This is a genomic window from uncultured Shimia sp., from assembly GCF_913054185.1.
Lineage (GTDB): Bacteria > Pseudomonadota > Alphaproteobacteria > Rhodobacterales > Rhodobacteraceae > Shimia.
Genome location: NZ_CAJXIV010000057.1, coordinates 1 through 25269 on the forward strand (window position 1 = coordinate 1; position 25269 = coordinate 25269).

At 56.2% G+C, this 25269-nt stretch carries 25 protein-coding genes and 1 pseudogene; 8 read left to right on the top strand and 18 right to left on the bottom strand.

Features of this window, described 5'->3' with window-relative positions; all coding sequences use genetic code 11:
* Positions 1–57: 57 nt before the first annotated feature.
* Positions 58–1344, bottom strand: coding sequence for a lipoprotein-releasing ABC transporter permease subunit (locus QZ517_RS12530; RefSeq protein ID WP_294227298.1), 1287 nt, complete (start codon positions 1342–1344; stop codon positions 58–60).
* 29 nt (positions 1345–1373) lie between these two features.
* Entirely contained in the window at positions 1374–1760 is a 387-nt protein-coding gene (locus QZ517_RS12535) for a MerR family transcriptional regulator (protein WP_294227300.1), read from the bottom strand.
* 77 nt (positions 1761–1837) lie between these two features.
* On the opposite strand from QZ517_RS12535, the gene QZ517_RS12540 reads away from it, so the two are divergent.
* Positions 1838–2248: a hypothetical protein gene (locus QZ517_RS12540; RefSeq protein WP_294227302.1), complete on the top strand. Its 411-nt coding sequence runs from the start codon at positions 1838–1840 to the stop codon at positions 2246–2248.
* Positions 2249–2310: 62 nt separating this feature from the next.
* On the opposite strand, the gene proS is transcribed toward QZ517_RS12540, so the two are convergent.
* Entirely contained in the window at positions 2311–3663 is a 1353-nt protein-coding gene (gene proS / locus QZ517_RS12545; RefSeq protein ID WP_294227304.1) for a proline--tRNA ligase, read from the bottom strand.
* Positions 3664–4029: 366 nt separating this feature from the next.
* On the opposite strand from proS, the gene QZ517_RS12550 reads away from it, so the two are divergent.
* From QZ517_RS12550 to QZ517_RS12570, 5 genes are all read left to right on the top strand, one after another.
* Positions 4030–5700, top strand: a complete 1671-nt coding sequence (locus tag QZ517_RS12550; protein WP_294227306.1) for an ATP-binding protein — start codon at positions 4030–4032, stop codon at positions 5698–5700.
* An 84-nt stretch (positions 5701–5784) separates the two neighbouring features.
* Positions 5785–6870, top strand: a complete 1086-nt coding sequence (locus QZ517_RS12555; RefSeq protein ID WP_294227307.1) for an AI-2E family transporter — start codon at positions 5785–5787, stop codon at positions 6868–6870.
* Between the two features lie 6 nt (positions 6871–6876).
* A complete protein-coding gene (locus QZ517_RS12560; RefSeq protein ID WP_294227309.1) occupies positions 6877–7545 on the top strand; it encodes a DnaA/Hda family protein in 669 nt (222 codons plus the stop codon).
* Positions 7546–7650: 105 nt separating this feature from the next.
* The gene (locus QZ517_RS12565; RefSeq protein WP_294227311.1) at positions 7651–9825 is read left to right on the top strand and encodes an RNA degradosome polyphosphate kinase; all 2175 of its coding nucleotides are present in this window, start codon (positions 7651–7653) and stop codon (positions 9823–9825) included.
* Positions 9826–9892: 67 nt separating this feature from the next.
* On the top strand, positions 9893–11428 hold the full coding sequence (locus QZ517_RS12570) for a Ppx/GppA family phosphatase (protein ID WP_294227313.1): 1536 nt from the start codon (positions 9893–9895) through the stop codon (positions 11426–11428).
* A gap of 25 nt (positions 11429–11453) precedes the next feature.
* On the opposite strand, the gene QZ517_RS12575 is transcribed toward QZ517_RS12570, so the two are convergent.
* The 5 genes from QZ517_RS12575 to QZ517_RS12595 are packed head-to-tail and all read right to left on the bottom strand — an operon-like array spanning position 11454 to position 14674.
* Positions 11454–11828, bottom strand: a complete 375-nt coding sequence (locus QZ517_RS12575) for a hypothetical protein (RefSeq protein WP_294227315.1) — start codon at positions 11826–11828, stop codon at positions 11454–11456.
* A 22-nt stretch (positions 11829–11850) separates the two neighbouring features.
* Positions 11851–12876 (bottom strand): endonuclease/exonuclease/phosphatase family protein, encoded by a 1026-nt coding sequence (locus QZ517_RS12580; protein WP_294227317.1) that lies wholly within the window; start codon positions 12874–12876, stop codon positions 11851–11853.
* Positions 12876–13553, bottom strand: a complete 678-nt coding sequence (locus QZ517_RS12585; RefSeq protein WP_294227319.1) for a molecular chaperone DjiA — start codon at positions 13551–13553, stop codon at positions 12876–12878. Before QZ517_RS12585 ends, QZ517_RS12580 begins: the two co-directional genes overlap by 1 nt.
* A 42-nt stretch (positions 13554–13595) precedes the next feature.
* Complete coding sequence (locus QZ517_RS12590; protein WP_294227321.1) at positions 13596–14072, bottom strand: GNAT family N-acetyltransferase; 477 nt, start codon at positions 14070–14072, stop codon at positions 13596–13598.
* A complete protein-coding gene (locus tag QZ517_RS12595; RefSeq protein ID WP_294227343.1) occupies positions 14069–14674 on the bottom strand; it encodes a VOC family protein in 606 nt (201 codons plus the stop codon). The genes QZ517_RS12590 and QZ517_RS12595 overlap by 4 nt, the downstream gene beginning before the upstream one ends.
* 515 nt (positions 14675–15189) lie before the next feature.
* Between QZ517_RS12595 and QZ517_RS12600 the strand changes: the two are divergent.
* Positions 15190–15571 (top strand): annotated as a pseudogene (locus QZ517_RS12600) (transposase); the annotation flags it as partial.
* A 174-nt stretch (positions 15572–15745) separates the two neighbouring features.
* On the opposite strand, the gene QZ517_RS12605 reads toward QZ517_RS12600, so the two are convergent.
* From QZ517_RS12605 to QZ517_RS12620, 4 genes are all read right to left on the bottom strand, one after another.
* Entirely contained in the window at positions 15746–15931 is a 186-nt protein-coding gene (locus QZ517_RS12605) for a hypothetical protein (RefSeq protein ID WP_294227322.1), read from the bottom strand.
* 99 nt (positions 15932–16030) lie between these two features.
* Positions 16031–16153 carry a hypothetical protein gene (locus QZ517_RS12610; protein WP_294227324.1) on the bottom strand — a complete coding sequence of 41 codons (123 nt, stop codon included), beginning with the start codon at positions 16151–16153 and terminating at the stop codon, positions 16031–16033.
* Between the two features lie 308 nt (positions 16154–16461).
* Positions 16462–17283 carry a hypothetical protein gene (locus tag QZ517_RS12615; RefSeq protein ID WP_294227326.1) on the bottom strand — a complete coding sequence of 274 codons (822 nt, stop codon included), beginning with the start codon at positions 17281–17283 and terminating at the stop codon, positions 16462–16464.
* 31 nt (positions 17284–17314) lie between these two features.
* On the bottom strand, positions 17315–18256 hold the full coding sequence (locus QZ517_RS12620; RefSeq protein WP_294227327.1) for a LysR family transcriptional regulator: 942 nt from the start codon (positions 18254–18256) through the stop codon (positions 17315–17317).
* A gap of 221 nt (positions 18257–18477) precedes the next feature.
* Here QZ517_RS12620 and QZ517_RS12625 point away from each other — a divergent pair, with 221 nt between their 5' ends.
* On the top strand, positions 18478–19074 hold the full coding sequence (locus QZ517_RS12625) for a rhodanese-like domain-containing protein (protein WP_294227329.1): 597 nt from the start codon (positions 18478–18480) through the stop codon (positions 19072–19074).
* A gap of 410 nt (positions 19075–19484) precedes the next feature.
* Here the strand turns inward: QZ517_RS12625 and QZ517_RS12630 are convergent, their stop codons facing one another.
* From QZ517_RS12630 to QZ517_RS12655, 6 genes are all read right to left on the bottom strand, one after another.
* Positions 19485–20414 (bottom strand): carbohydrate kinase, encoded by a 930-nt coding sequence (locus QZ517_RS12630; protein WP_294227331.1) that lies wholly within the window; start codon positions 20412–20414, stop codon positions 19485–19487.
* The gene (locus QZ517_RS12635) at positions 20411–21625 is read right to left on the bottom strand and encodes an AGE family epimerase/isomerase (protein ID WP_294227333.1); all 1215 of its coding nucleotides are present in this window, start codon (positions 21623–21625) and stop codon (positions 20411–20413) included. The genes QZ517_RS12630 and QZ517_RS12635 overlap by 4 nt, the downstream gene beginning before the upstream one ends.
* Positions 21626–21672: 47 nt before the next feature.
* The gene (locus QZ517_RS12640; protein ID WP_294227335.1) at positions 21673–23169 is read right to left on the bottom strand and encodes a tripartite tricarboxylate transporter permease; all 1497 of its coding nucleotides are present in this window, start codon (positions 23167–23169) and stop codon (positions 21673–21675) included.
* A gap of 3 nt (positions 23170–23172) precedes the next feature.
* Positions 23173–23661: a tripartite tricarboxylate transporter TctB family protein gene (locus tag QZ517_RS12645; RefSeq protein ID WP_294227337.1), complete on the bottom strand. Its 489-nt coding sequence runs from the start codon at positions 23659–23661 to the stop codon at positions 23173–23175.
* Between the two features lie 82 nt (positions 23662–23743).
* Positions 23744–24736: a tripartite tricarboxylate transporter substrate binding protein gene (locus QZ517_RS12650; protein WP_294227340.1), complete on the bottom strand. Its 993-nt coding sequence runs from the start codon at positions 24734–24736 to the stop codon at positions 23744–23746.
* Positions 24737–24813: 77 nt separating this feature from the next.
* A partial coding sequence (locus QZ517_RS12655; RefSeq protein WP_294227341.1) for a dihydrodipicolinate synthase family protein occupies positions 24814–25269 on the bottom strand: 456 nt, incomplete at its 5' end.

A 25269-nucleotide genomic window follows, 5' to 3' on the forward strand; every position in this document is an offset into this window, starting at 1 on the left:
TCATTGGCCAAGCCTTTGTTATAAAACTTCTCTACGCCATCTAGCGTCAGCACAACATCATTCATAGCGCAGCGCCTCCACTGGGTTCATACGCGCCGCCCGACGCGCCGGAAAGATCGTCACCACAAAGGCCAAACCAAGCGACAGGCTCATCGCACTGACCACATCTCCCACTTCCAGCTTAGCAGGTAGACGATAAATACCACGGATCGACGGATCCCAAGCCTCCCCCCCTAACAGCACGTTTACAAAGGAGAAAATCGGATCGATGTAGAGCGCAAACAGGCATCCCAACAGTACGCCGAGAACTGTTCCCAAGACACCCGTGAACGCCCCGCAAATGAAGAACACTCGCAAAACGGAACCTTCCGTCAGCCCCATGGTGCGGAGAATACCGATGTCGCGGCCTTTGTTTTTAACCAACATAATCAAGCCACTCACGATGTTCATTGTGGCGATCAACACCAGAATGGAGAGGATCACAAACATCACATTGTCCTCCACTTCCAACGCATTCAGAAAGCCGCCAGACGCCTGCTTCCAGGTCCAGACTAATGCCCGATCACCAGCGGCCATCATCAACGGCACCGCAAGCGCCTCGACCTTCTCAGGCTCCGCCACCATCACTTCAATCTCGTCGGCCACGCCATCACGATCAAAGAACAACTGCGCCTCTGTAAACGGCAGATAAACGCGTGTACGATCAATGTCATAGCGACCAGCTGAGAAGATGTAGACCACCTCATAGCTGCTGATCCGTGGCGAAGTGCCAAAGGCGGTTTTCACCCCATTGGGGGAAATCAATTTTATGCGATCCCCCACCCGTGCGCCCAGCTCTCGCGCCACACCGGAGCCAATCGCGATACCTTCGCTATAACGCGCGATGTCGCCATCGCTGGTGGTGGGGTCGGCAATCCGTGGCAACTCTGCCAAATCTTTCGCCCGCATGCCAAAGACTTCCACGCCCGCGTTGCGGCTGCGCAGGTTGCCCATCACCTGCCCTTTCACCAAAGGCGCCGCCCGCGTCACACCGGGCACGTCTTTCAACTTTGCGGCCATCGCATCAAAGTCTTTGATGGTGCGGTCAATCACACCGGTATCGGAAATTTCGCCGCTTTGATAAACACTTACATGGGCATTGGCGCCCAGGATGGTGCCGACAAACTCGGAGCGAAACCCCGCCCGCACGGCCAAGGTGGCGATCAAAGCAAACACCGCTAAGGTGATGCCAATCAGGCTGATCCAGGTCATCGTGCTGACCCCACCTTCGGCTTTGCGCGCACGCAAATACCGCCAGGCGATCATCCATTCAAAACGGGAAAAAGGGGCTGTGCGACCTGCCATAACTGCTCCGGTTCTTGGTTGGCGCGACCCTATGAGGCCACCCGCGTTGGGTCAAGCGATCCCGGCGCATCCAATCCCAACGGGCACGCCTCTGCCAGCCGCCGCGCAACCACTGCCCGCAGGTTGCTAAGCTCTTGCATCCGCGCATCAATCTCCGCCAGCTTGCCACGCAACAAGGTCTCCACCTCTCCCTGAGACAGCCCACCGCCAAGCCCCTTAACCAACGCGCCAATTTCTTTGAGCGAGAACCCCAGCGCCTGCCCCTGCCGGATCAGTCGCACCATATCCACCATGCCTTCTGGGTAATCGCGATAGCCATTGGGCCAGCGATCCGCGCGGATAAGCCCTTGTTTTTCGTAGTATCGCAAGGTGTCTCGACTCACATCACTAGCTTCCGCCAATTTTCCAATTCGCATCACTTCCCCCTTGACCCTGGACTTAACTCCAAGGTTTACACCTCCCCGCATCTAACGCAACTGACAAAGGATGCACCATGTCACCCACCGCTTTTCACCGCCTATACCGCATCTCCGCCTGGTATGACCTGCTGATCACCTGGCCCTACATGACACCGCTGACGCTTGGCCTCATGTGGAGCGGCATGAACGGCGCCCACGCAGTCACCGGCCTGCCGCCCCTCCCGGAACTAAATGCCTACGCCGTGCTCTTCGCCAACTTCTTTGGCAGCGTCGTGATCATCTGGTCGGTTGTACGCCTTCACCTAAATGATCCCAAGCTGGCCCGATACGACGCAGTAGGTCGCTGGCTGTTCTCTGCTTGGATGCTCAACGCCGTCTTGAACGGCGCAAGCCCTCTGATCTGGGGCTTTATCCTCATCGAATTGACCTTCGCGGTTTTGCAATCCCTTCCCGTTCGGGAACCGGCACAAGTCCCCGCCACATAAATAAAAAAGGCCCTCGCAAATCGCGAGGGCCTTCCAAATTCTGTCGTGTCCTAAAGACCAGATCAGAGACCCGTCACACGGTGATCCGCATAGATCTCGATCAGCTTGACCACCGCCGCTTCCGGTGCCATCTCTTCGCTTTCCCCAGTCCGGCGCGAGGTCAGCTCTACAACGCCATTTTTCAAGCCACGCGGGCCAACGGTGATGCGCCAAGGCAGACCGATCAGGTCCATGGTCGCAAATTTGCCACCGGCACGTTCCTTGCGATCATCGTACAGCGGCTCAAGACCGGCAGCTTCCATCGCCTTTTCAAGCGCCTCACACGCGGCGTCAGCTTCCGCGTCACCTTGCTTCAGGTTCACAATACCAGCGTGGAAAGGCGTCACCCCTTCCGGCCAGATGATGCCGTTGTCATCGTGGCTGGCCTCAATGATCGCTCCCAGCAAACGGCTCACGCCAATGCCGTGGCTGCCCATGTGCACCGAAACTTTTTCACCTTCGGCGGTCTGCACCTGCGCGCCCAGCGCGTCAGAGTACTTGGTGCCAAAGTAGAAGATCTGCCCCACTTCGATGCCTCGCGCGGTGCGGCGACGCTCTTCTGGAACCTCGCCAAACAGCGCCTCATCATGGGTCTCATCGGTACGGGCGTATTTGGTGGTGAACTCTTCCAGCACCCCCTTGCACTGCTCCACGCTGTCATAGTCGATCTCGCGATCCCCAAAAGACAGGTCGGTCACAGCGGAATCGTAGAATACTTCACTCTCACCAGTTTCCGCCAGAACGAGGAATTCATGGGTGTAGTCCCCCCCAATTGGCCCGCCGTCCGCGCGCATTGGGATCGCCTGAAGGCCCATCCGCTCGTAGGTGCGCAGGTAGCTCACCAAGTGACGGTTGTAGGCGTGCAACGCATCCTCTTTGCTGAGATCAAAGTTGTAGCCGTCTTTCATGTAGAATTCACGCCCGCGCATTACGCCAAAGCGTGGGCGGATCTCATCGCGAAACTTCCACTGAATTTGGTACATGGTCAGCGGCAAGTCTTTGTAAGAGCTCACATTGCTGCGGAAGATATCAGTGATCAGCTCTTCGGCTGTTGGAGTGTACAACATGTCACGGCCGTGACGATCTGTGATGCGTAGCATCTCTTCGCCATAAGCATCATAACGCCCGCTTTCTTTCCACAAGTCCGCGGATTGCAATGTCGGCATCTGCATCGGGATATGGCCCGCACGCATTTGCTCTTCGTGCACAATATTCTCAATCTTGCGCAGCACTTTGAAGCCGAGCGGCAACCAGGAATAAATTCCCGCTGCAGACTGTTTGATCATGCCAGCACGCAGCATCAATCGGTGGCTGACGATCTGTGCCTCAGAAGGGGTTTCCTTCAACACAGGTAGAAAATAGCGGGACAGGCGCATTGGCACTCACTCTCTCGGCTTGGGCCAATCGCTAAAGGATTGGCCATCTCAAATCATTTGCCTTGGGCTAGCCCAATCAGGCTGGCGAGGCAAGCCATCCACCCTGCCCCTCTTCACGGCCAATGGGATCGTTGACGCAAATTTACAACCATTACCAGAATAGTAAAAAAGGTTACATTTGCTCCGGTTATGTTAGGTCGCCATTAACTTTTTTCCTGTTTGATCAAAAATTGAAGGAGCGCTTCGCGGCGTTCGTTTGTGTTTTTGCAGTTTGCGTTTTGGTCGACAGGCAGTCTGAGACCTCACTGCTAACAGAAACTGAACAGCGCGAGCGCTCTTTCGATTTGTTAACAAGTGAGCCAGATAATGAACACATCGGTGGCATCAAGAATTGATCCCAAACCCGCAAATGACAGGCTTCTGGCAGACCTCGGTCTTGTCGACGCAGAGATTGATGCGGCCTTTGACAATTTAACGTCGCTCACCCGCGCCGTTCTCAACGTGCCAGTCGCGTTGGTTTCCATCGTGCAACCTGCCTTGGACCGCCAGTATTTCAAGAGCCAGATCGGCTTGGCTGCACAGTGGGCAGAGGCGCGCCAAACACCGCTGTGCCATTCTTTTTGCCAACATGTACGCGCCAACAACAGCCCACTGATCGTGCCCGATGCCCGCATGCATCCTGTGCTCAAATATAACAGCGCAATTGATACGCTGAAAGTGGTTGCCTACCTTGGCATGCCAATCTCTTTGCCAGATGGCACATGTATTGGCGCCCTTTGCGCTAGTGACGATGCCCCTCGTAATTGGACCGAAGACGAGCAGCAAAAACTGCATCAGCTGGCCTTATGTGTAAACGAGCAAATTGCCTTGAAAGCCGCTTTGCGCGCCGCTGAAATTGCCAAAACCGAAGCAGAAGATGCGGCCCAAGCTCGCGAAGATTTTCTGGCACATATGGCCCATGAAATTCGCACCCCGCTCAATGGCATTATTGGCTCTGTGGACCTGCTGTCCGTTGAGTTGGACAAAAGTGATCAAGGCACCGTGGTTCCGGAATTGCTGCGAACTATGGACAGTTCTACCCAAGGTTTGCTGCGCACGCTTAACGATTCGCTGGATCTCAGCAAGATTGACGCCGGCAAACTTGATCTGGAAAACCGCCCTTTTGACCTCCGCGTCGCGGTGGTTGATGTGATCGCTCTGCACCGCGCCTCCGCAGAATGCAAAGGCGTCAAATTGGTGGTAGAAGCCAGCGATACCGAAAATGGTGCGCCACGCCTTGGGGATGAATTCCGTTTGCGGCAGGTGCTTGGCAACCTGCTCAGCAATGCGGTGAAATTCACCGACACAGGCACCATTCACGTCATCCTTGAAGCCACACCAGACACGATATACGCCACAGTCAAAGACTCCGGCTGCGGGATGGATGCCCGGCAGATTGCGCACGCCTTCTCCGCCTATTCACAAGCTGACACCTCTGTTGCGCGTCGCAAAGGCGGCACAGGTCTGGGCCTGCCCATTGTGAAACGGTTGGTCGATCTCATGGAAGGCGATGTGTCAGTGAATAGCGCACCGGGTGAAGGCACCACCTTTTTCACCTGTGTGCCCATGCCTGTCGCAACTGAAGTGGACACAAAAAGCTTGAACTCTGCAAAAATGGCCAATGCCTTTGCCGGCAAACGCGCGCTTGTGGCAGACGACAGCCCTGTAAACCGCCTGGTGCTCTCACGCATGCTGGAAGGAATGGGGGCTGAAGTTGTCTGTGCCCACAATGGCGAAACGGCTCTGCAACACGCGCTAACAGACAGATTTGATACGCTGTTCATCGACATTCGCATGCCCGACATGACCGGCGATCAAATTGCCCGCACTCTGCGCGCGACGGAATCCAAAGGCGTCACAGCGACCTTGCCCAAAATGGTCGCGGTCACAGCCAATGTTTTCCCTGAACACATCGCCAGCTATCTGGACGCCGGTTTTGACCATTGTTTGGCCAAGCCAATCCGGCGGGCGGATCTCTGCGCATTAGTCACACGCTAACTCACCTTCAACTGCAAAGGCTTGCAACCCCTGCCCGCTTGCGCAATCACTGTGCGCAACGCGACAGACCGGAGTTCAGTGCCAATGGCCCTTCCCGCCCACAAACAGTTTCAGTTCTGGGGAATATTTGTAGTGGTTTTCTCCGTGGTGCTTTGGGCGCTCGGGGATGTTTTGCTGCCGTTTGTTCTGGGCGGTGCGATCGCCTATTTTCTGGATCCGCTTGCCGATCGGCTTGAAGCGCGAGGCCTGTCTCGCGCTGCGTCCACCACAGTCATCACTTTGCTTGGCGTGTTCACTTTTGTGATCGGTATCTTGGCAGTTGTGCCAACTTTGATCCAGCAAACCGAAGAGCTAGTGAAAACTTTACCCGAAGTTTTCACGCAACTGCGCGCCTTTGTGGCAGACCGCTTCCCCAGCCTGTTGCAAGCAGACTCCATGATGAACCAATCCCTGCTGAAAGTGGGGGAATTCCTGCAAGAACGCGGCGGGGACTTTCTACAAACCGCGCTCAGCTCGGCAGCCTCGCTTCTTAATGTGGTCATCTTGCTGGTAATCGTGCCGGTTGTGGCCTTTTATTTGTTGCTCGATTGGGATCGCATGGTCGCCGAAGTTGATTCACTTTTGCCCCGAGATCACGCGCCCACCATCCGCCGCCTGGCCGCCGACATTGACAAAACCCTAGCCTCCTTTGTGCGCGGCATGGGCACCGTTTGTCTGATCCTTGGCACCTACTACGCCGTCTCGCTTATGATTGTCGGCCTCAATTTTGGCCTGGTTGTGGGGTTCATCGCTGGCCTTGTAACCTTCATCCCCTACCTTGGTGCACTCATCGGTGGCGCTTTGGCCATTGGTCTGGCGCTGTTTCAGTTTTGGGGCGATTGGCTGCAAGTCGGCCTCGTCGCGGCGATTTTTGCCATCGGCCAAATGATCGAAGGCAACGTCCTCACCCCAAAACTAGTCGGAAAATCTGTTGGTCTGCACCCTGTATGGCTGCTTTTGGCACTGTCTGTCTTTGGCGCTCTCTTTGGATTTGTTGGCATGTTGGTGGCCGTACCCGTGGCGGCCTCCATCGGAGTGCTTGCACGTTTTGTCACCGGCCAATACATGTCCTCCACGCTTTACAAAGGGCGCAGCGAGATTGATCAAGCAAGCGCACAGGACGCCGACTGAATCCAAATGGCTGAACAGCTAAACTTCGATCTGCCGGTTCGGGCAGCCCTCGGGCGCGATGATTTTTTTGTCAGCCCCGCCAACGCCATGGCGCTTGGCCTGGTCGATCTGTGGCCGAATTGGGCAGGCGGAAAACTGGTGGTCTCCGGACCCGCTGGCGCGGGCAAAACCCACCTGACCCATGTTTGGGCCGCCTTGTCCGACGCGCAGATAGTGACCGCTTCCAGCCTCACAAAACACGCTGTGCCCGCTTTGGCCAAGACTCCAGTCGCAGTTGAGGACGTGCACCTGATCGCAGACCTCCCTGACGCGCAGACCGCGCTCTTCCATTTGCACAACTTGACGCTAGCAGAAGGCAACACCCTCCTGCTCACCGGCAACGGCGCGCCTTTGCAATGGGGCCTGACCTTGCCGGATTTGCTCAGCCGAATGCAAGGCACCACGGTCGCCACCTTGGACCAACCGGACGACATGTTGCTTATGGCGGTGATGGCCAAACAATTTGGCGACCGCCAGCTGATGCCCACTCCGGATGTGTTGGGTTACATCGCCAAACACATGGACCGCAGCTTTGCCAATGTTGCCCATGTGGTGGAGGCGTTGGACCAGTTGAGCTTGAGCGAGAAGCGCCCTATCACCAAGGCTTTGGCGAAACGGGTTCTGGAGCAGGAGTGACATCCACTCTTCCCGCGACACGCTGCCCGACGCACCTCTCTGGACCCTACTCACTTTCCCGCATAAAGTCATCTTTTCGTTACCTGCCAATGGCATGAGAGTGACATGACCCAAGCTGACTTTTTAAAATCTGATTTTCCCGTACCTGTGGCATTGCCTGATCTGGACCGCACCGGCCCAAATCGTTTCTTCAACCGCGAACTGAGTTGGCTCAGCTTCAATTGGCGTGTCTTGGAGGAAAGCGAAAACCCACGTGTGCCGCTGTTGGAGCGCCTGCGCTTTCTGTCGATCTCCGCAACCAACTTGGACGAGTTTTATACCGTTCGCGTGGCTGGCCTGCGCGAGCTTGTGCGTGAAGGCCACAACAACCCAGCACAGGACGGCCTATCCCCAGCCGAACAATTGGTGCTGATCAACGCGGACGCCCGCAACCTACTGCAAGAGCAACAGCGCATGTTCAACAGTCTGCGCGGCGAGTTGGAAGCGCAAAATATCAACATCCTGCAACGGGACGCGCTCACCGACGACGATCTCACGTTCCTCGCGGATGTCTTCATGAACCGCGTGTTCCCGATGTTGTCGCCATTGGCCATCGACCCGGCGCACCCTTTCCCCTTCATTCCTAACACCGGCTTTACGCTGGCCTTGCAGCTTGAACGCAAGAAAAACAAACGCAGCCTCAAGGCTTTGCTGCCAATTCCAAATCAGATCGACCGTTTTGTTTTTTTGCCGTCGCCAGAAGGCACCATCCGCGCCTTGCCGCTTGAGGAACTTCTGATCCTGCATCTGGACAGCGTTTTTCCCGGCTACAAGACCAAAGGACACTGTGCATTTCGCGTTTTGCGTGACAGCGACCTCGAAGTTGAAGATGAAGCCGAAGACCTCGTGCGCGAATTTGAAGTTGCCCTCAAGCGCCGCCGCCGCGGCGAAGTTGTGCGCCTAAAAATCACCTCCGACGCCCCTGCCGGCTTGAAAAAACTCATCATGCAAGAACTGGAAGTCACCGGCGACGAAGTGGTCGATATCGACGGTATGATCGGCCTCGCGGACCTCAAAGAAATGGTGATTGATGACCGCCCTGACCTGCTTTGGCCGTCTTTCACCCCAAGGGTGCCGGAACGGGTGCAGGACTTTGATGGCAATATGTTTGCCGCCATCCAGCAAAAAGACATGCTGCTGCACCACCCGTATGAGACCTTCGACATGGTGGTGCGCTTCTTGCAACAGGCTGCGCGCGATCCCAATGTTGTGGCCATCAAACAAACGCTGTACCGCACCTCAAAGGACTCTCCAATTGTTGAGGCACTTTGCGAGGCCGCCGAAGACGGCAAATCTGTCACTGCGTTGGTCGAGCTCAAAGCCCGCTTTGACGAAGCCGCCAACATCCGCCAATCGCGGCGCTTGGAACGGGCGGGAGCCCATGTGGTTTACGGCTTCCTGGATCTAAAAACCCACGCCAAAATTTCGACCGTGGTGCGCCGCGAAGGCGACAAGCTGGTGACCTATACCCACTACGGCACCGGCAACTATCACCCAATCACCGCGAAGATTTACACCGACGTGAGTCTTTTCACCTGTGACGCCGCCTTGGGCCGCGACGCCAACCGGGTGTTCAACTACCTCTCCGGTTACGTCGAACCTGACACTTTGGAAAATCTCGCCATCTCGCCGATCAGCCTGAAACCCAAATTACTTGAACTGATCGCGCAAGAAGCCGAAAACGCCCGCGCAAACAAACCAGCGGCGATCTGGGCCAAAATGAACTCATTGGTTGAGGCGGAGGTCATTGACGCGCTTTATGCAGCCTCACAAGACGGCGTGAAAATTTCTCTTATCGTGCGGGGAATTTGCTGCCTGCGCCCCGGCATCGAAGGTCTGTCTGACAACATCCGCGTTAAATCCGTGGTTGGCCGTTTCCTGGAACATTCTCGTATTGTCTGCTTTGCCAATGGCCATGAGTTGCCCGCCAAAAAAGCGCGGGTCTTCATGTCCTCAGCAGATTGGATGGGCCGCAACCTCAACCGCCGCGTCGAAACCCTTGTCGAAGTCAAAAACGCGACAGTAAAAGCCCAAATGATGTCCCAGGTCATGGCCGCCAACATGGCTGACGTGGCCCAAAGTTGGGTGATGAAGCCAGACGGCAGCTTTGACCGCACCCCGGTTCCGGAAGGCGAATTTGCCTTCAACTGCCACCGCTTCTTCATGGAAAACCCGTCACTCTCTGGACGGGGCTCTGCGGGGGCATCAGATGTGCCTCAATTGACCCATACGGATGATTGACCCCACTTCAAGGGTGGCGCAATGTTGCGCCACCAAACCACACTGTACTTGACGTAAGACGACCGCCATGCCCCACGATCCGCAGCAGGACCACAGCCTGTTTGAACGCCCGATTTTTGAAGACCTCGAGGCGCGCGCGCTATCGCGGGTTGGCGTGGTCGACGTCGGCTCGAACTCAGTGCGCCTTGTGGTTTTTGACGGCGCGGCGCGCAGCCCGGCCTACTTTTACAACGAAAAAATCATGTGTGCCTTGGGCGCCGGCATCGCTGACACCGGCAAACTCAACCCCAAAGGACGTGAACGGGCGCTGGCTGCAATTGCCCGCTTTGCCCGTCTGGCGGATTCCATGCGCCTTAACGGGCTCACCGCCGTGGCCACTGCCGCCGTGCGTGAAGCCTCTGATGGCCCGGATTTCTGCGCCGAAGTACTGGCCACGACCGGCGTGCACATCCACGTGATCGACGGCACCGAAGAAGCCCGCCTGTCTGCCCAAGGCGTACTCACCGGCTGGCCTGGCGCTTACGGCTTGATCTGCGACATCGGCGGCGCGTCTATGGAGTTGGCAGAAATCAACGACGGAGAAGTTGGTAAACGGGTGACCTCGTCACTTGGCCCGCTGAAACTGCGCGATGTGAAAGGCGGTAAAAAAGGTCGTCGCGACTTTATCAATGACACTTTGGATGACCTCTACCAACGGATGGGCAATCAGCGAAACCGCCTGTTTCTTGTTGGCGGTTCCTGGCGCGCCATTGCCCGCATCGATATGGAACGTCGTGGTTACCCTCTGAAAGTGCTGCATGAATACCGCATGACAGCCACAGCCATCCGCGACACCGCCCGCTACATTCAGGAAAACGACCCAGACGAACTGCGTGGCCGCTGCGGCGTGTCCAGCTCACGCATGGCGCTGGTCCCGCTTGCAATCGAAGTCCTCAAAGGTGTGTTGCGCCGCTTCAAACCACATGACATCGCCATCAGCTCTTATGGCATCCGCGAAGGGGTGCTCTATGAGCAAATGCCCGAGCGCATCCGCGAGCGCGACCCGTTGATCGAAGCCTGTCGCTTTATGGAGGCGAAAGACGCCCGCATTCCCGGCTTTGGCAAATCGCTCTACAAATTCATATTCCCGATTTTCAAATCATCTAAGCCGGAGCAATTGCGCCTGATCAAGGCCGCCTGTTACCTGCACGACGTGAGCTGGCGCGCGCACCCTGACTACCGGGCTGAAACCGTATTTGACAGCACCACTCGCGCCAATCTCGGTGGCCTAAAGCACGAGGAACGAGTGTTCCTTGGTTTATCCCTGCTGCATCGGTACCGCAACAAATCCGAAGGCACCCGTTTTGAAGACCTCGCCCAGCTTCTAAGTGACAAAGAACAACACCAAGCCGAAGTTATCGGCAAAGCCATGCGCTTTGGTGCCATGTTGTGGCAACAAGACCGCGATAATATGGGCACGTTAAAATACCATCCGAAAAAGGCAGAGTTGCACCTGAAACTGCCAACAAGCACCGGCCCGCTTTATGGTGAAGTTGCCGAAGCCCGCTTCAACGCGTTGGCCAACACGCTTGGGGCCACGTCTACCGTGCGCCTCAAAGACTAGCGCCCCCCCATTGGGGGACACTTCCTCACAGCTCCACGCCCTCAGAGTTTTCATCTCCGTTCGGCTCACCGATCTCTTCCGGCGTTTTCTTACGCATGATGATATCGCCGTTGGGTAGCATTTCCGGCGCGTGATAGTTGCTCCAGTCTTCCACCTTGGAGAACACAGCGCCCAGCTTTGGCCCCATCTCCTCAAGGAAACCCTGCAAACCCGGTCCAATCTCTTCCATCAAGGCAGAGAACCCATCAAGGGTTGGTGCAATTTCATCCTGCAACCCCTTGAGAAACAGCTCCATACCCTGCTCGATCAGGCTTCGACCTGCGGTGTTGTCTTCTGCGGCTGCCGGCACTCCGGACACACAAAGTGCTGCGATCACAACGCACGCTTTAAAGGTTTTCATTGGGCACCCTCCCAAACTCAGCTCAAATTTCTATATCCAAAACCACTGGAAAATGGTCAGACGCCATCAACAGCGCATCGCGCAATTGTGGCATTTCCCAGCATGTATGATCTTCAAACGGATGCCAAATCCGCCAGCGTGGGTTCGCCGATCGCAATGTCTCGGACACCATAATGTAATCCAGCAATGCGTTCAGATAACGCCCTTCGCGCTCAATATGGAACCGTGCGGTTGTCGGTTGCGCTGCCAGCTTATGGCGCAAGGCTGTCTCCGCGTTTGGATCGTACATCCGAGCACCACCGTTGCTACCGAGCAAAATTTCAACCGACGACCGCCCAAACAAGTCTTCAAACGCGTCCAACCCCGGACCATCGTTGAGATCCCCCAGCAGGATCACATCTTCTCCTGCCGCCAATTCCTCCTCGATGCGCCGCCGTAGCCAAATGGCCTGAGCCAATTGTTTGCGCCGGTTGGCGATGGAAATTTTCATCACTTCATCACGGTTGCGCGCGCCATGTGGCGCTTTTGACTTCAGATGCGCACCAATCACCCGCAGCGTCCGCCCCGCCGTAGTCGTCAGATCCAATTCCAAAGGCGGCTTGGAAAACACCACCAAATCCTCTTTGGCGTCCACGTCCAAATCCAACCGCAATGTGCCATCAAACCGCGGCGCACCGGTGGCTCCGTGTTTTCCCGTGACCTCCCCGCGCGGATCATGTGCAGGCGTCATCGCTGTGGGATCATACAACAGCGCTATTTCCTGCTGTGTGGTATTTGCAAACCCCAAGACAGCCTTGTTGGCACGCAACTCAAACGCCGCCGCAAACCGCTCCAACGCCAACACCGTGTCGCGTTTACTGCCCTGGTCCGGTGCTTCAATCACCATCACCGCATCCGCATCCAGTGCTGCGAAAACCGCCCCCACGGCCTCAATCTGCTGCGCCCGCGTCACGCCGCGGCGACCAGACCAACCGTCATCTTTCAGCAACTGGTTTTGATCATCAAACAGGCTGGAAAACCACTCCACGTTATACGTGGCAATCCGCATCACGCCGCCTCGTTGATCTGTTCCCAGGCGCGGTTGATATCAATCATGCGCTTCTCGGCAATCTTGACCGCCTCTTCCGGAACGCCGCGCGCGATCATGGCGTCGGGGTGTGTTTCGCGCACCAGTTTGCGCCACACCTGCCGAATGTCTTCCATCGACATCTCTGGCGTCACACCCAAAACCGTAAAGGGATCCGCTTCTGCGTCAGGCACAAACCGCGCTCGCATGGCTTTAAACGCAATGTCCTCAACCCCAAGAATCTCGGCGACTCGCTGCAGAAAAATATCTTCGTTGGGGTGATACTCCCCATCCGCCACAGCAATGTGAAACAACCCTTCCATCAGGTCATCTGGTCGCCCATGCACAGCCCCAAACATGCCTTTAATCCGTGTGGCGTACTCTTCAAAACCGGCCACATCCTGCCGGGCCATATTAAAGACCTTGGCGGCGTTGGCCTCGTCTTTTTGTGCGATCTGAAACACGTCCCGAAAGGCCATAACCTCATCACGCGTCACCAAGCCATCCGCCTTGGCCATCTTTGCGCCCAACGCAATCACCGCAATGGTAAACGCCACAGACCGCTCCGGCGGCGCGCGCAAATGATCAAAAACAGAGGAGAGCGACTCCCCTTGGCTCAGAGCAGACAACGCCTGCGATATGCGGGACCAAATTGACATGCCGCCACCTTAGCGCTTCTTTGCAGAATGGCCAGTGCTGCGTCACAGCATTTTTTGCAACAACACCAAGTCCATCCAGCGATCAAATTTTTGCCCAACCTGGGACATCCGTCCGACTTCGACAAACCCAAGACGTGTATGGAATGCAATGCCAGCAACGTTCTCCCCGCCCACTCCGGCCACCAAAACATGTACACCGCGCGCTTTGGCTTCTCCCTCCAAGGCTGCCATCAAGGCCCGCCCTGTGCCTTTGCCACGGGCGGCCGCTGCCAGATAGATTGTGTGCTCCATTGTGCGCACATAGCCCGGACCGCTCCGAAACGGCCCAAAGGTTGCAAACCCTTGCACAACGCCATTTCCCTCAACCACCTTAAACACAACTTCTGACGCGATCGCGGCTTTTATCGCCCCAAGCTCTTTCTCAACTGTGTTGAATGTGCTGACGCCGTCCCGAATTTCACGGTTCCAAATATCCGCAATAGCCTCGGCATCCGCAGATGCCGCATCCCGCAGCCTCACCGCAACACCCGCACACCGTGAGGCGTGTCAAACGTCGCTTGCAATTCCGGATTCCCCGTCACAAACACCACACGCGGATCCGTGAGCCCAACACTCTTCTCCAAATCGGTCGCCTTTGGATGGGCCACTTCAATCCGTGTCAAAGCCACGCCCGACGGTGTCAATATCTCAGCTGGTGTCACCGCCACGTCCCATTGAATGAGTGCCGGAAAACAATTGTCATACGGCAGCATGCCGCTGTCCGGCACGGCCATCCGCCAACGCAAATCTCCACGCGCAAGGTGGATAACTTTGCCCGCGTCCACATCCAGTCGCGCTAGCTCGGTGCACAAATCATCACTGCGGCAAATCCAGTTCCCAAGGCGCGGCGCGCCTTTCAAGCGATCTAAATCAAACCAACGCGGATAAGGCAGACGTTCAACGGCAGGATTGGCGGCAATCGCCTCCAAATAAACACCGTCTGCCAGTCCCAGCAGCTGATTGTGCGTTCCAAAGTGGGCATGGTCCCCACCCGGCCCCATTTTCACACCCAGCACATCTTCCACATGCGCCACGGCCGCCTCTAGCGTTTCGCCAGCAACCGCCAAATGATCCAAAGTCAGCATCAAAGCCCCCCCCCTCATTTGCCACCATCAAAGCGCAAAGCCCACGCAACCACAACGCAAAGCGCGGATTGTTCCAATCAATTTGGCCGAACGAAACCGCAAGGTGTCCGTATCAAAACGGGATCGCGTGCCAAAATGTGTGAAATCTTGATGGCGGAGAAGCAGTCCGCCGTTTTACCTGGGAGCACCGTCTGAGACCGCTGCAATAGCATGTGAAGCGGTCATTGATCAGAGACGCCGCGAAATTTGGTCTCGGAGGTCAGCAATGCGGGACTTTTCGGACCTTGGTTCAATCGCCACCATCTGTGGCTCGCGCCCCATACCAGACACTCGTCAGCATGGTTCGCGCCGCATCGCAGCTTCTCTAAGGCCGCCCTTGGAGGAGTGGCGCAGCAATTCTTCCGGTCGAGCGGCGACACTCCAGACTTTGATGCCAAAACTTGATATCTGCCCTATTGATCCCCCCCCACTGAAGTGGTCCGGCCCTATAGTTAGGAAACGGAGGATCAAAGATGGGAGTCAAACGTCACAAGCCGGAAGAGATTGTCACGAAGTTACGGCAGGTTGAAGTGCTGTGCGGACAGGGAATGCCGCGCGTGGATGCAAACCGTCAGGTGAGATTATTAAGCAGACCTTCTATCGCTGGCGTAAGCAATATGGCGGCATGGGAGCCGATCAACTGAAGGAACTCAAACGACTTAAGAAGGAGAATGTACGGCTGCGTCGAGTTGTGTCAGACCTGACGTTGAACAAGCTGATCCTATCTGAGGCCGTACGGAGAAACTACTGCGGCCATCACGACATCTGGCCTGCATCGATCACATTCGCAACGACATGCGGGGGTCTGAACGGCGGGTCCGCCGTGTTCTGGGTCAGCATCAATCCACGCAGAAGGGTCCGGTCGAGTTCGGGCTAGGGGCACTACAGCGCAATCACAGGCACCCAATAGTCCGTCTTTCAGGAGCAGATCACCCGGCACGCCCGAATGTGTGACACTCCGGCGACCAGTGTGGATCGGCGTCTGCTTGTACGACGCTGGGGAAGTTTCTGACGGCGAGGCGGCGGCGATCAGCGCGGTGCGCCGTTTGGGTACCAGCCCAATGGGTTACGCTTCAGCCTCTGCCCCACCTGATCGGTCCAAGCGCCAGCGGCGTTTACAACGATAGGGGCCTGAAGCGCGTCGCTACATGCCGTGACGTGCCATGGATCACCGATACGCGCCAGCGCCGAGACCTCGGCGTGGGCCTTGAGCATGCCGCAACATTCTCGAAACTCGCGCAATTACCCCTAATGCAGCGCATGCATATCAAAGTCAGACGTGCCAATATCAAGCATCACGCAGATCGGATAAGACTAACGTAAAAGCGGATGGCGCGCACAGGTCTCCTCTGCGCCCAACCGCTCCACCGGACCTTTGGCGCTCACCTCAGCCACAAGATCATCCAGCGCCGCTTCTTTGCCATGTTTTGCCAGCATCATCACTTCACGAGGCGTGACAAGGGCATGTGTGCCAAATGCAGCGGACGGGTTGCGAGAAAGTCTTCAGATGCGCGTGTCAGAGCACGGATCGGCGCCGGAGCATAGGTCAAGCTAAACACCGCGGAGCGTCCCGTTGTATGATAGCCCGGTTGGTTCTGATGCAACGAAAGCCCCCGCGATCCCAGCCCCGATCACGATCACATCATAAGTGTTCGACATAAAAACCTCCAAAGTTGCGGGAAGACTATGCTGCGCATGATTGTTGGAAAAGCGAATTCAAAGGGACAACTCTTTGTACTTTCTGACTATTTGGCGGCCACGACTTTCACCTCATAGCGACTGTCGTCATAAATATCTTTTGCACGGCGTTTCAGGTAGTCGGCGCCTTCACGTAACTCTTTGGCTCTCTCGGCTTCGCCGGCATAAATACGGCGCGCATTGGAGAGATCTTTTGCCTGATAGCTGTTAGCCACGTAAGCCGGAATGACAATGTGCCCACCTCGGATGATTTCGTAAAACGCGCTGGCGTCGTCCGCGCATTTTGCCATTTCCAGCAAATGATTGGTCAATTCAACGTCACGCGCTTCCCAATAGCGGGCAAGAACACCGCTTAGGAAAGATTCTGCGGCAAATCCCAGCGACAAAAACACAGATGTGGGCACCAAAAGACGCACCGTTGCCTCGAGAAATCCCTTGGTGGCGGATTTGCAATGTGACTTGCTTTCATCCGTATAATACGTCGTTAGACGCGCAAAGAGCGCCTCGCCCTCTATTGATTTGAACGTATATTCGGGGTAGTCGCCCATCTTTTCGGCCGTAGAGGTCAGCCGGTAGACCCGGATGCCACATCGAATGGCAAGTCCAAGATAAACAACGCCCTTTACGCCCGCAATAATCGGGCCGATCCCGGCCATAATCTTCGACAGATCAATGATGAAGTCTTTGTCAAAACTGGTTTGTGAAATCGACTCGACCAACACATCCGGCGTGGCGCGCATACGGTTGTGTGGCGCTCTCGTGCCTTCAACCAGCATATCCTCCGGCAACACCGACTGAACCAAAACGAGCGCCGCATAAACGGCATACGCGCCGGATATCCACTTGTCAGCGTCATGCAGGAACTCCAAGAGCGAGGTCAGATTGCCAAACGGAGAAGTTTTAACTGGCTGTCCAGCCAGTGGATCTTGCGCAGATATCGGAAACGAGCCCTAGGGCCTGTTCAAGCCGTGGTTTCGAAAACTCCATGAATGTGGCCAGTTTCATGGGCCGGCGGACGCCTTTCTTTTCCACAAGAGTTACCGCGAAAGGCGCGGCTTCAAACTTCGTCAAAACAATTTTCAATTGTCTTGCGGCAACTGCAGCCTCTGCCTGATAGGCATACACTTGGGTCGCCCCGACGCCGTCAATGGCTGCATCAACTGCGGTTTGGGCAGAGTCCGTTATCAGTGTCGGGTAAAGGTCCAGTTCCAGGGGCCGCCCGTCGTGAGACCGGAACTGAACCGGCCTCAACATCGCGTTTCTCGAAAAATGCACAAATGGAACATTGAGCAGGTCGTCAGGTGTTTGCGGACACCCGTGCAACTTGAGAAAATCGGAGCTGGCACAAATAAGTTGCCTTGTTGAACCCAACTCAAAGTAATTTTCTGGCTCGTCCCTCCGCGGTCCAATTCGAAATGCCAAATCTACCGGATCATCGCGCATGCTCAGTGTCAAATTGGACAGAACCAAACGGATTCTTATGTCTGCATGCAGGCGTAAGAAATCGCGCACGATAGGCAATATGTGTAGCCGTCCAAAAAGCGTTGGCGCAGTGATTGTCAGTTGTCCCGAGACGCACTTGTATTCTCCAGCCGCGCGTCTGGCCGCTACTTTGATGTCCTCCAAAATGTTACGGATCTCTTCGTAGTAACGCTCGCCGCTATCTGTCGTTTGAATTTTTCGTGTACTTCTAATCAGTAGCTGCGCACCTAGAGCGTCTTCCAACTCGTTCATTTTACGGCTGATTGTGGCAACTGGAATACCAGTTTTTCGCGATGCCGCCGAAAATCCGCCAGCCTCGACGACAGCGACAAACACCTTCATGCAATCAAAATGATCCATAACCTTTCCAATATTTGGAAAACTGATGCTCGATATTACCAAATTCCCTCGGAAACTTGGGAAGTTTAAAATTGAACCTCCGATTTTCTGGAGGATGGGACGACAATTTTTTGGAGATTTACAATGCAACATAGCTCAGCTGACGAAACCAAAGACCGGCGAGACATCGGTGAAGTGATCTTCTTATCGGAGAAAATTCTGACCGCACGGGACTACAGTTCTTGTTGCATTGGTACAGAAGCCTTTCTGGAAAACCACTCAAAACTGGAATTCCTAGCAACCCGGAGGATCAGAAACAGGCGCAGCAGAAAACAGAATCTTGGGTTCAGCTGGCCCAAGTTAGGCACAGTCTTGTTTGCTCCGTTCAGAAGGATTTTATCATGAGAACACTTTTTTTCTTGGCGTTGGCAGCGGCGCTATTCGGCGGGCTTCCAACGTTTGCAGAGGAGTGGCAAGACCGTGTCTCCAAAGTTGACACGCAGGAGTTCGAAGTCAGGGGCGTGCGAAAAATCAGCCACGAAGAAGCACTTGAGATGTTGGCGAACAATGTGAAATTCGTCGATGTCCGCAGGGCTGTTCAGTACAATCTGTCTCACATTCCCGGTTCGGTTAATCTGGAACTTAAAACCCAGTTCGACGAAACCGCCCTGCAAAACTTGATCACCAAGGATGATCCAGTCGTTTTTTATTGTTCGGACAAGCAGTGTTACCGATCCGCCCACGCAAGCGCTCAAGCCGCTTTCTGGGGCTACACCAATGTCGCCTATTTTGCTGGTGGGTTCACAGACTGGATTGGATCAGGTTACCCAACCGACTGAGTTTTCAGCGATCGGCCTCATGCGGGGAACTTTGGACATCTCCCAACTTTCAGAGGGGTAGTCGGAGTTCCGATCGGTTGGCGGATGTTTTATTGTGAGCCTTCAGTCCTGGCTCGTTACCTAACGCTTCAACCTCAGCCTCGGGCTAACAGCCGCCGGCGGCAACCTCGTCGATCGCCGACCACGTGTAGGGCCGTGACGTTGCAACGCCGCATGGCGGCTTTGAGCCCGAAACGCAATAAGCTGCGCTGTGCATATCTTAACGCTTAGTGCAGGAAGCTGCCATTGAGAATGGGCCGCATATCTATGTGATAGTGACCAGTTTTAGTTCGGAGGATACAGTCGGTTGAGTTATGATTTCGTTCGTTTCAAACGAAGAGCCTGTCAATGTCTTCCTCCCCATTACCCGCTCAGATTTCCTCTGCCCAGGGCGGGTTTGCACCGGGGCGGGATACGGTAACGGCGGCGACCTTTGCGCCATGGGCAAGCGCGGCCTTAGCTGCATCGGGAGACAGGTTGGTCAAAGCGGCTTTCGTTAGCATCCCGAGCTCTGAAAGCTTGGCCATGACACCGGCGTTGAATGTGTCTCCTGCGCCAACGGTGTCGTCAATCTGGACCCGTTGAGCAGGCACAGCGACTTCGCTGCCGTCGGTCAGGTATCCGGTCGCGCCATCGCTGCCGCGGGTCAGGATCACCAGAGACGGCCCCTTGTCCAGCATCACGTCGACCTTTTCGCGCAGGGACAGTGGGGCGGAGACAATCCAGTTCAGATCCTCATCCGAGACCTTGATGATATCCGCTTGCGCAACCATCGCCTCTTGCCGGGCACGATAGCGTGCTTCGTCCTGGATGAAACCCGCGCGGATGTTAGGGTCAATCATCACCGCGCGGGTCTCGCCTTCTCGCGCCAGCAACGCGGCATAGGCGTCCGCGCATGGTTCACAGGCCAAGCTGATCCCACCGAAGAACAGCGCCGAGACATCCGCAGGGAGGGGGGGCATATCTTCCTTTACCAGCATACGGCCGGCTGAACTTTCATCGAAAAAGGAATAGGAGGCGTGCCCGTCGGCCAGTTGCACAAAGGCGAGCGTCGTGGAGCGGTCCGATGTGATTGCCAGCGAAGTATCGACATGGCTGGCCTGCAAGGCGCTTGCCAATTGTTGGCCGAAGATATCCGTGGACAACCCGGTCAGCACCCCAGTGCGTGCCCCGAGCCGTCCCAGTGCAATCGCGGTGTTGAACACCGCGCCGCCGGAATGTGGTACAAATCCTTCGCCGCCCGTTGTCGTGGCCGCAGGGAGCATGTCAATCAGCGCCTCGCCACAGCAGAGTATCGTCATGACGCAACATCCACGGAATCGACAGTCCCGACTAACAGGATATCCCAGCAGACGCCAAGCGTGTGGTAATCAGTCTTTCCGGGCGGCGATTTCTGGTTGTTGATCTTGTTGCCTTCGGGCGTCAGCACCCGGAACCAGGCTCCGTGTTCGAGGTCGATCAGATGATCCCAAGCATAGCGCCAGATATAGTGATAATCCCGCCGATAGGTCTCCTTGCCAGTGCGACGGTAGAGCCGCCAGGCGGTCGCGGCGGTTTCGCTGTGGACCCAATAGTATTTTTCGCGCGCGCAGATGGCGCCATCGGGCGCAAAGCCATAGACCAGACCGCCCAGTTCGCGATCTCGTCCATACTGCATGGCCAGGCCGTAAAGTGTGACGGCACGTTCCAAGTACCAGGGCTGTGGCCGGAGGCCATCGAGTGTCAGCAAAAGCCGCGCCCATTCCACCAGATGACCGGGTTGGATGCCCCAGGGCTTGAAGAGGTCATTGGGTTTGTCTCGGTGATAGTCGTAGTCCGGGTTCCATTCGGGGTCATAATGTTCCCAGATCAATCCACCGGTCTGATCTGCAAGCTCAACTGTGAATTTTCGGGCCAGTGCCTCCGCCCGCTCCAGATAGCGCGCTTCGCCCGTGGCGCGATAGGCGGCAATGCAGCCTTCGCAGCTGTGCATATTGGCATTCTGGCCGCGATAGGGGCTAAGTTCGGATATATCAGCGTCGTATTCATCGGCGTAGGCGCCATGTTCGGCCTGCCAGAAATGGGTCTCCATGAAGTCCCAGATATGGTTCAGGACGGGGCGAGCCTCTTCAATCCCGGCATCCACCGCAAAGGCCGCGGCGATCATCACGAAGGCATGGCCATAGGCCATCACCTGCCCCTCGATCACCTCACCATCGCGCAATTGCCAGGCATAAGACCCGTTAGGTTGTTTATGGGCGGATTCGAGGAACTTTAGCCCGTGCAGCACCTTTCCCCGGTGCCGGTCTTCGCCTTGTTCGCGATAGGCCAGTGCATAGTTGAAGATGAAACGGCAAGAGCTGACCAGATGCCGCAGGTCGCGATCATAAATCCGCCCATCATCCTCGAAACAATGGAAGAAACCACCGTCAGGATCCACTACCCGATCCTCATAAAACGCCAAGGTCTGAGAGATGTGGTCGTTCAGGAAAGTGGCAGCTTCGAAATCGGGGTAGGCGGGGGTGTCGGGCATGGCTGATGGCTCTTGTGAACTGTTGGGTTGCTGCTGGTAAATCGGGGTCAGCCCGTCTGCGTAAGTCTTTGACGCTTCTTCCAACTCGACCAGAGCTGTAGGCCCCAGAGCGCGAGCGTGATGATCCCAAGCGACGCCGCAATGGGGCGGGAAAAGAACATCAGCGGATCACCGTTTGCCTTGACCATCGATGTCAGGAAGGTCTTTTCCAAAAGTCCGCCCAGCACCATGCCAAGGATCGCAGGTGCAACTGGAATGTCATTGGCTTTCAAAGCAAAGGCCACAACCCCCGCCGCCATCATGATACCGACGCCGAAATAGCTGTTGTTCATCGCAAAGGCGCCGACGACACAAAAGATCATGATGAGCGGGGCCAGCACCGAAAACGGCACGCGCAGGATGTTGGTCGAGAGTCGGATCATCACAGCCCCCATGAACAAAAGCAGGATATTAGCCAGGAAAAAGGCGATGAAGACCGCATAAAGCACTTCGGGTTTGTAAAGAAACAGCGTGGGCCCGGGGGCGAGATCCTTTAGATAGAGCACACCGATGATGATTGCGGCACCGGAATCGCCGGGGATGCCAAAGACCAGGGTTGGGATCCAACCGCCTGCGATGCTGGAGTTGTTGGCAGAGGATGCGGCCACAATGCCCTCTTCGGAGCCATTGCCGAATTGTTCTGGCGTTTTTGATAAACGCTTGGAGATTGCATAAGAAACCCATGCGGCAATGTCCGCACCTGCGCCGGGCAAGGCACCGACCAGCGTTCCCAGAATGCTGCCGCGTGTTGCGTGGCCACGATATTTCCAGACCCGCTTACTGATATTACTAGAAAATGAACCGATCCGCTGGGTCGGTTTGCCCTGCACCGGCGGGGTGCGGGCGATAGAGTTGACCAGTTCGGCGACGGCGAACATGCCAATCATCGCTGGGATAAAGGAAATCCCGCCCATCATCTCGACGCTGCCGAAGGTAAACCTAGGGTAGCCGGTGGTGGAGTCTAGCCCCACAGTTGCAACCAGCAGGCCCAGCAGCAGCGATATGACACCTTTCAGTGGCGTCGATTGCGACACCAGCGCCGCACAGGTCAGCCCAAGACAGGCCAGCCAGAAATACTCGTACGAGCTGAAGTTCAGCGCAACCCGGGCCAGCATGGGGGCGGCGAATGTGAGGATCAGGCTGCCAACCAGACCACCGATGACAGATGCAAAGAGCCCGAGGCCAAGGCCAAGTTCGGCGCAGCCACCCTGGGTCAGCCGGAATGTATCCTCGCAATAGGCGGCAGAGGCGGGTGTGCCGGGAATGCGCAGCAACGCACCGGGCAGATCTCCGGCAAAGATCGCCATCGATCCCGCCGACAGCATCAGCGACAGCGCTGGAACCGGCGGCAGGAAGAACGTCACCGGCACCAGCAATGCCAGCGCCATGGTGGCGGTTAGGCCGGGCATGGCGCCTAGAAACAAGCCAAACGCCCCCCCGGCAACCAGTGCGATTATCACGTCAAGCTGCAGGACCAGCGCAAAGGATTGTTGAAACAGTTCCATCTTCTAAATTCCGATCACAGTTCGAAAGATGCCAGGTGCAAGCGGGACAAGCAGGCCCTTGGTAAAGGCCCAGAAAATCAGGGCGCAGAACCCGAAGCACAAAATGGCCGTCTGGATCGGGCGGCTTCGGCGTAAAGCGAGCATGAACGCTGTGGTGGGCATGGCGGCGGCTAGCGTAAAGCCGATAGGCCCCGAGAGGTAGGCGCATGACAGCGGCACCGCGCCTAGTGCCAGCAGTGCCGGGATGGATTGTGACAACGGCGGCGCGGGAATGCCGCTCGCTGCATCTGCTACCGGATCAGGGCGGGCCGAAAACAGCTCTGACAACCCGAGCAATAGGCCAGAGAGCCCAAGCAGCACCGCGATCAGCATCGGAAAGGTGCCTGCACCGACCGCCTGTTTCGGCAGGGTCGGAAAGCCGCGCGCGATATAGAAAACGCTGCCTGCGAGGATCATCAGCACAACGCTCCATATCAGATTTTTTGTAAGCATCCTGCCGCTCCTGGCGTCTAAAACCAAAGCCGGAACGACATCTATGATGCCGTTCCAACTTGTTGTGGTATGAGGCGCGATGTTACTCGATGATACCAGCTGCACGCATGGTGTCGCCCATCGCCGCGTCAATATCGGCAAGCTCGCCCGACCATGTGTCTGCAGGCAGTGCAAACAGATTCAGTTTGCGGTCGTTGACAAATTCCGCAAGCTCTTCGCTGGCCTGGATTTCCTCGATCAGCGGCAACAGAACTGCCAGCACATCGTCAGGCAGGCCCGCCGGACCGGCAACGCCGTTCCAGGAACCGGCGTTCCAGTCAATGCCGGTGGCTTCTTTCAGGGTCGGCACGTCAGGGAAATGCACGCTGCGTTCCGGGGCCATGACAGCCAGGCTGACTACCTCACCCGCCTCGATCATCGCGGCGCTTTCGTTGATCGATGGGGTGACAATATCGACGCCACCGGCAACCAGCTCCTGCAAGGCTGGCGCCGCGCCTTCGCTTGGTACCCAACGCACAGCGTCCGCATCCAGACCGGCAGAGGTTAGCATTCCGGCCATATTTAGATGCCAGATACCACCAAGTCCCGTGCCCGAACCGGTCATGCCGCCCGGGTTTGCCTTGATTGCGTCGATCACGGCCTGGGCGTCGGCGTATTCGGACCCGGCCTTAACCTGCAGCCCGCCTACGACGCCGACCATTTTGCCGAGCGGTGTGTAGCTTTCGTAAGTAAGATCGGTCAGACCCTGCCAGTGCATCATTGTAACTTCGGCCGTGATAAGACCCAGCGTGTAGCCATCCGGCTCTGCCGTCGCGATCGCCGAATGACCAACAACGCCTTGACCTCCAGTGCGGTTCACAACATTGACCGGGACGCCAAGCGCTTCTTCCATCAGCTTGCCGACGATGCGTGCGGTGGTGTCGGTGCCGCCACCGGCGCCCCATGGTACGATAAAGGTGATTGGTTTTTCAGGATATTCTGCCAGAGCAGCGCCCGCGGTCATCAGGCTCGCTGCGCCAATGACAGTCGCGGCAAAAGCGCCTTTGATCAGTTTTTTGGTTTTCGAGATAGACATCTTTTTTCCTCCAAGTTTCAGATGTGGTTTCATTTGGTCGTGTCTTGTCGAGATGCTCCGACACTGATTCGTGCTAGTTAACTTGCAATTTTCTCTCGCCGGGGGGGGGCAGCATCAGTGGACTGCTCGCTGTCATTTCGAGCTTGCCAGACCGGGGTCATGACGCGCTTTAGCAAATTGATTTGTTCGGGGCTTGGTTGACCAAGTGGTGCGCGGCACTGGCCGCAATCCACCCCGTCCATTGCCAGAATTGCCTTGACCCCTGGCAAAACGCCCACCGCCATCAAGGCGTCGATCACGTCATTTGCCATCGCCTGTCCGTTACGCGCTGCTGCAAAATCGCCAGCCGCTAGAGCCGCGGCAATATTTCGGTAAACATGCGGCATGATACCGATGGTCGACCCGATAAATCCGTAGGGTTGCAACGCCAGTGCGCTCAGAAACTGCTCATCGTGACCGTAATAGCCCTGCGTGCCAGTTTTGCTGAGCAATCGCTCAAACTGATAGAGGTTCAGCGAGGTATGTTTGACACC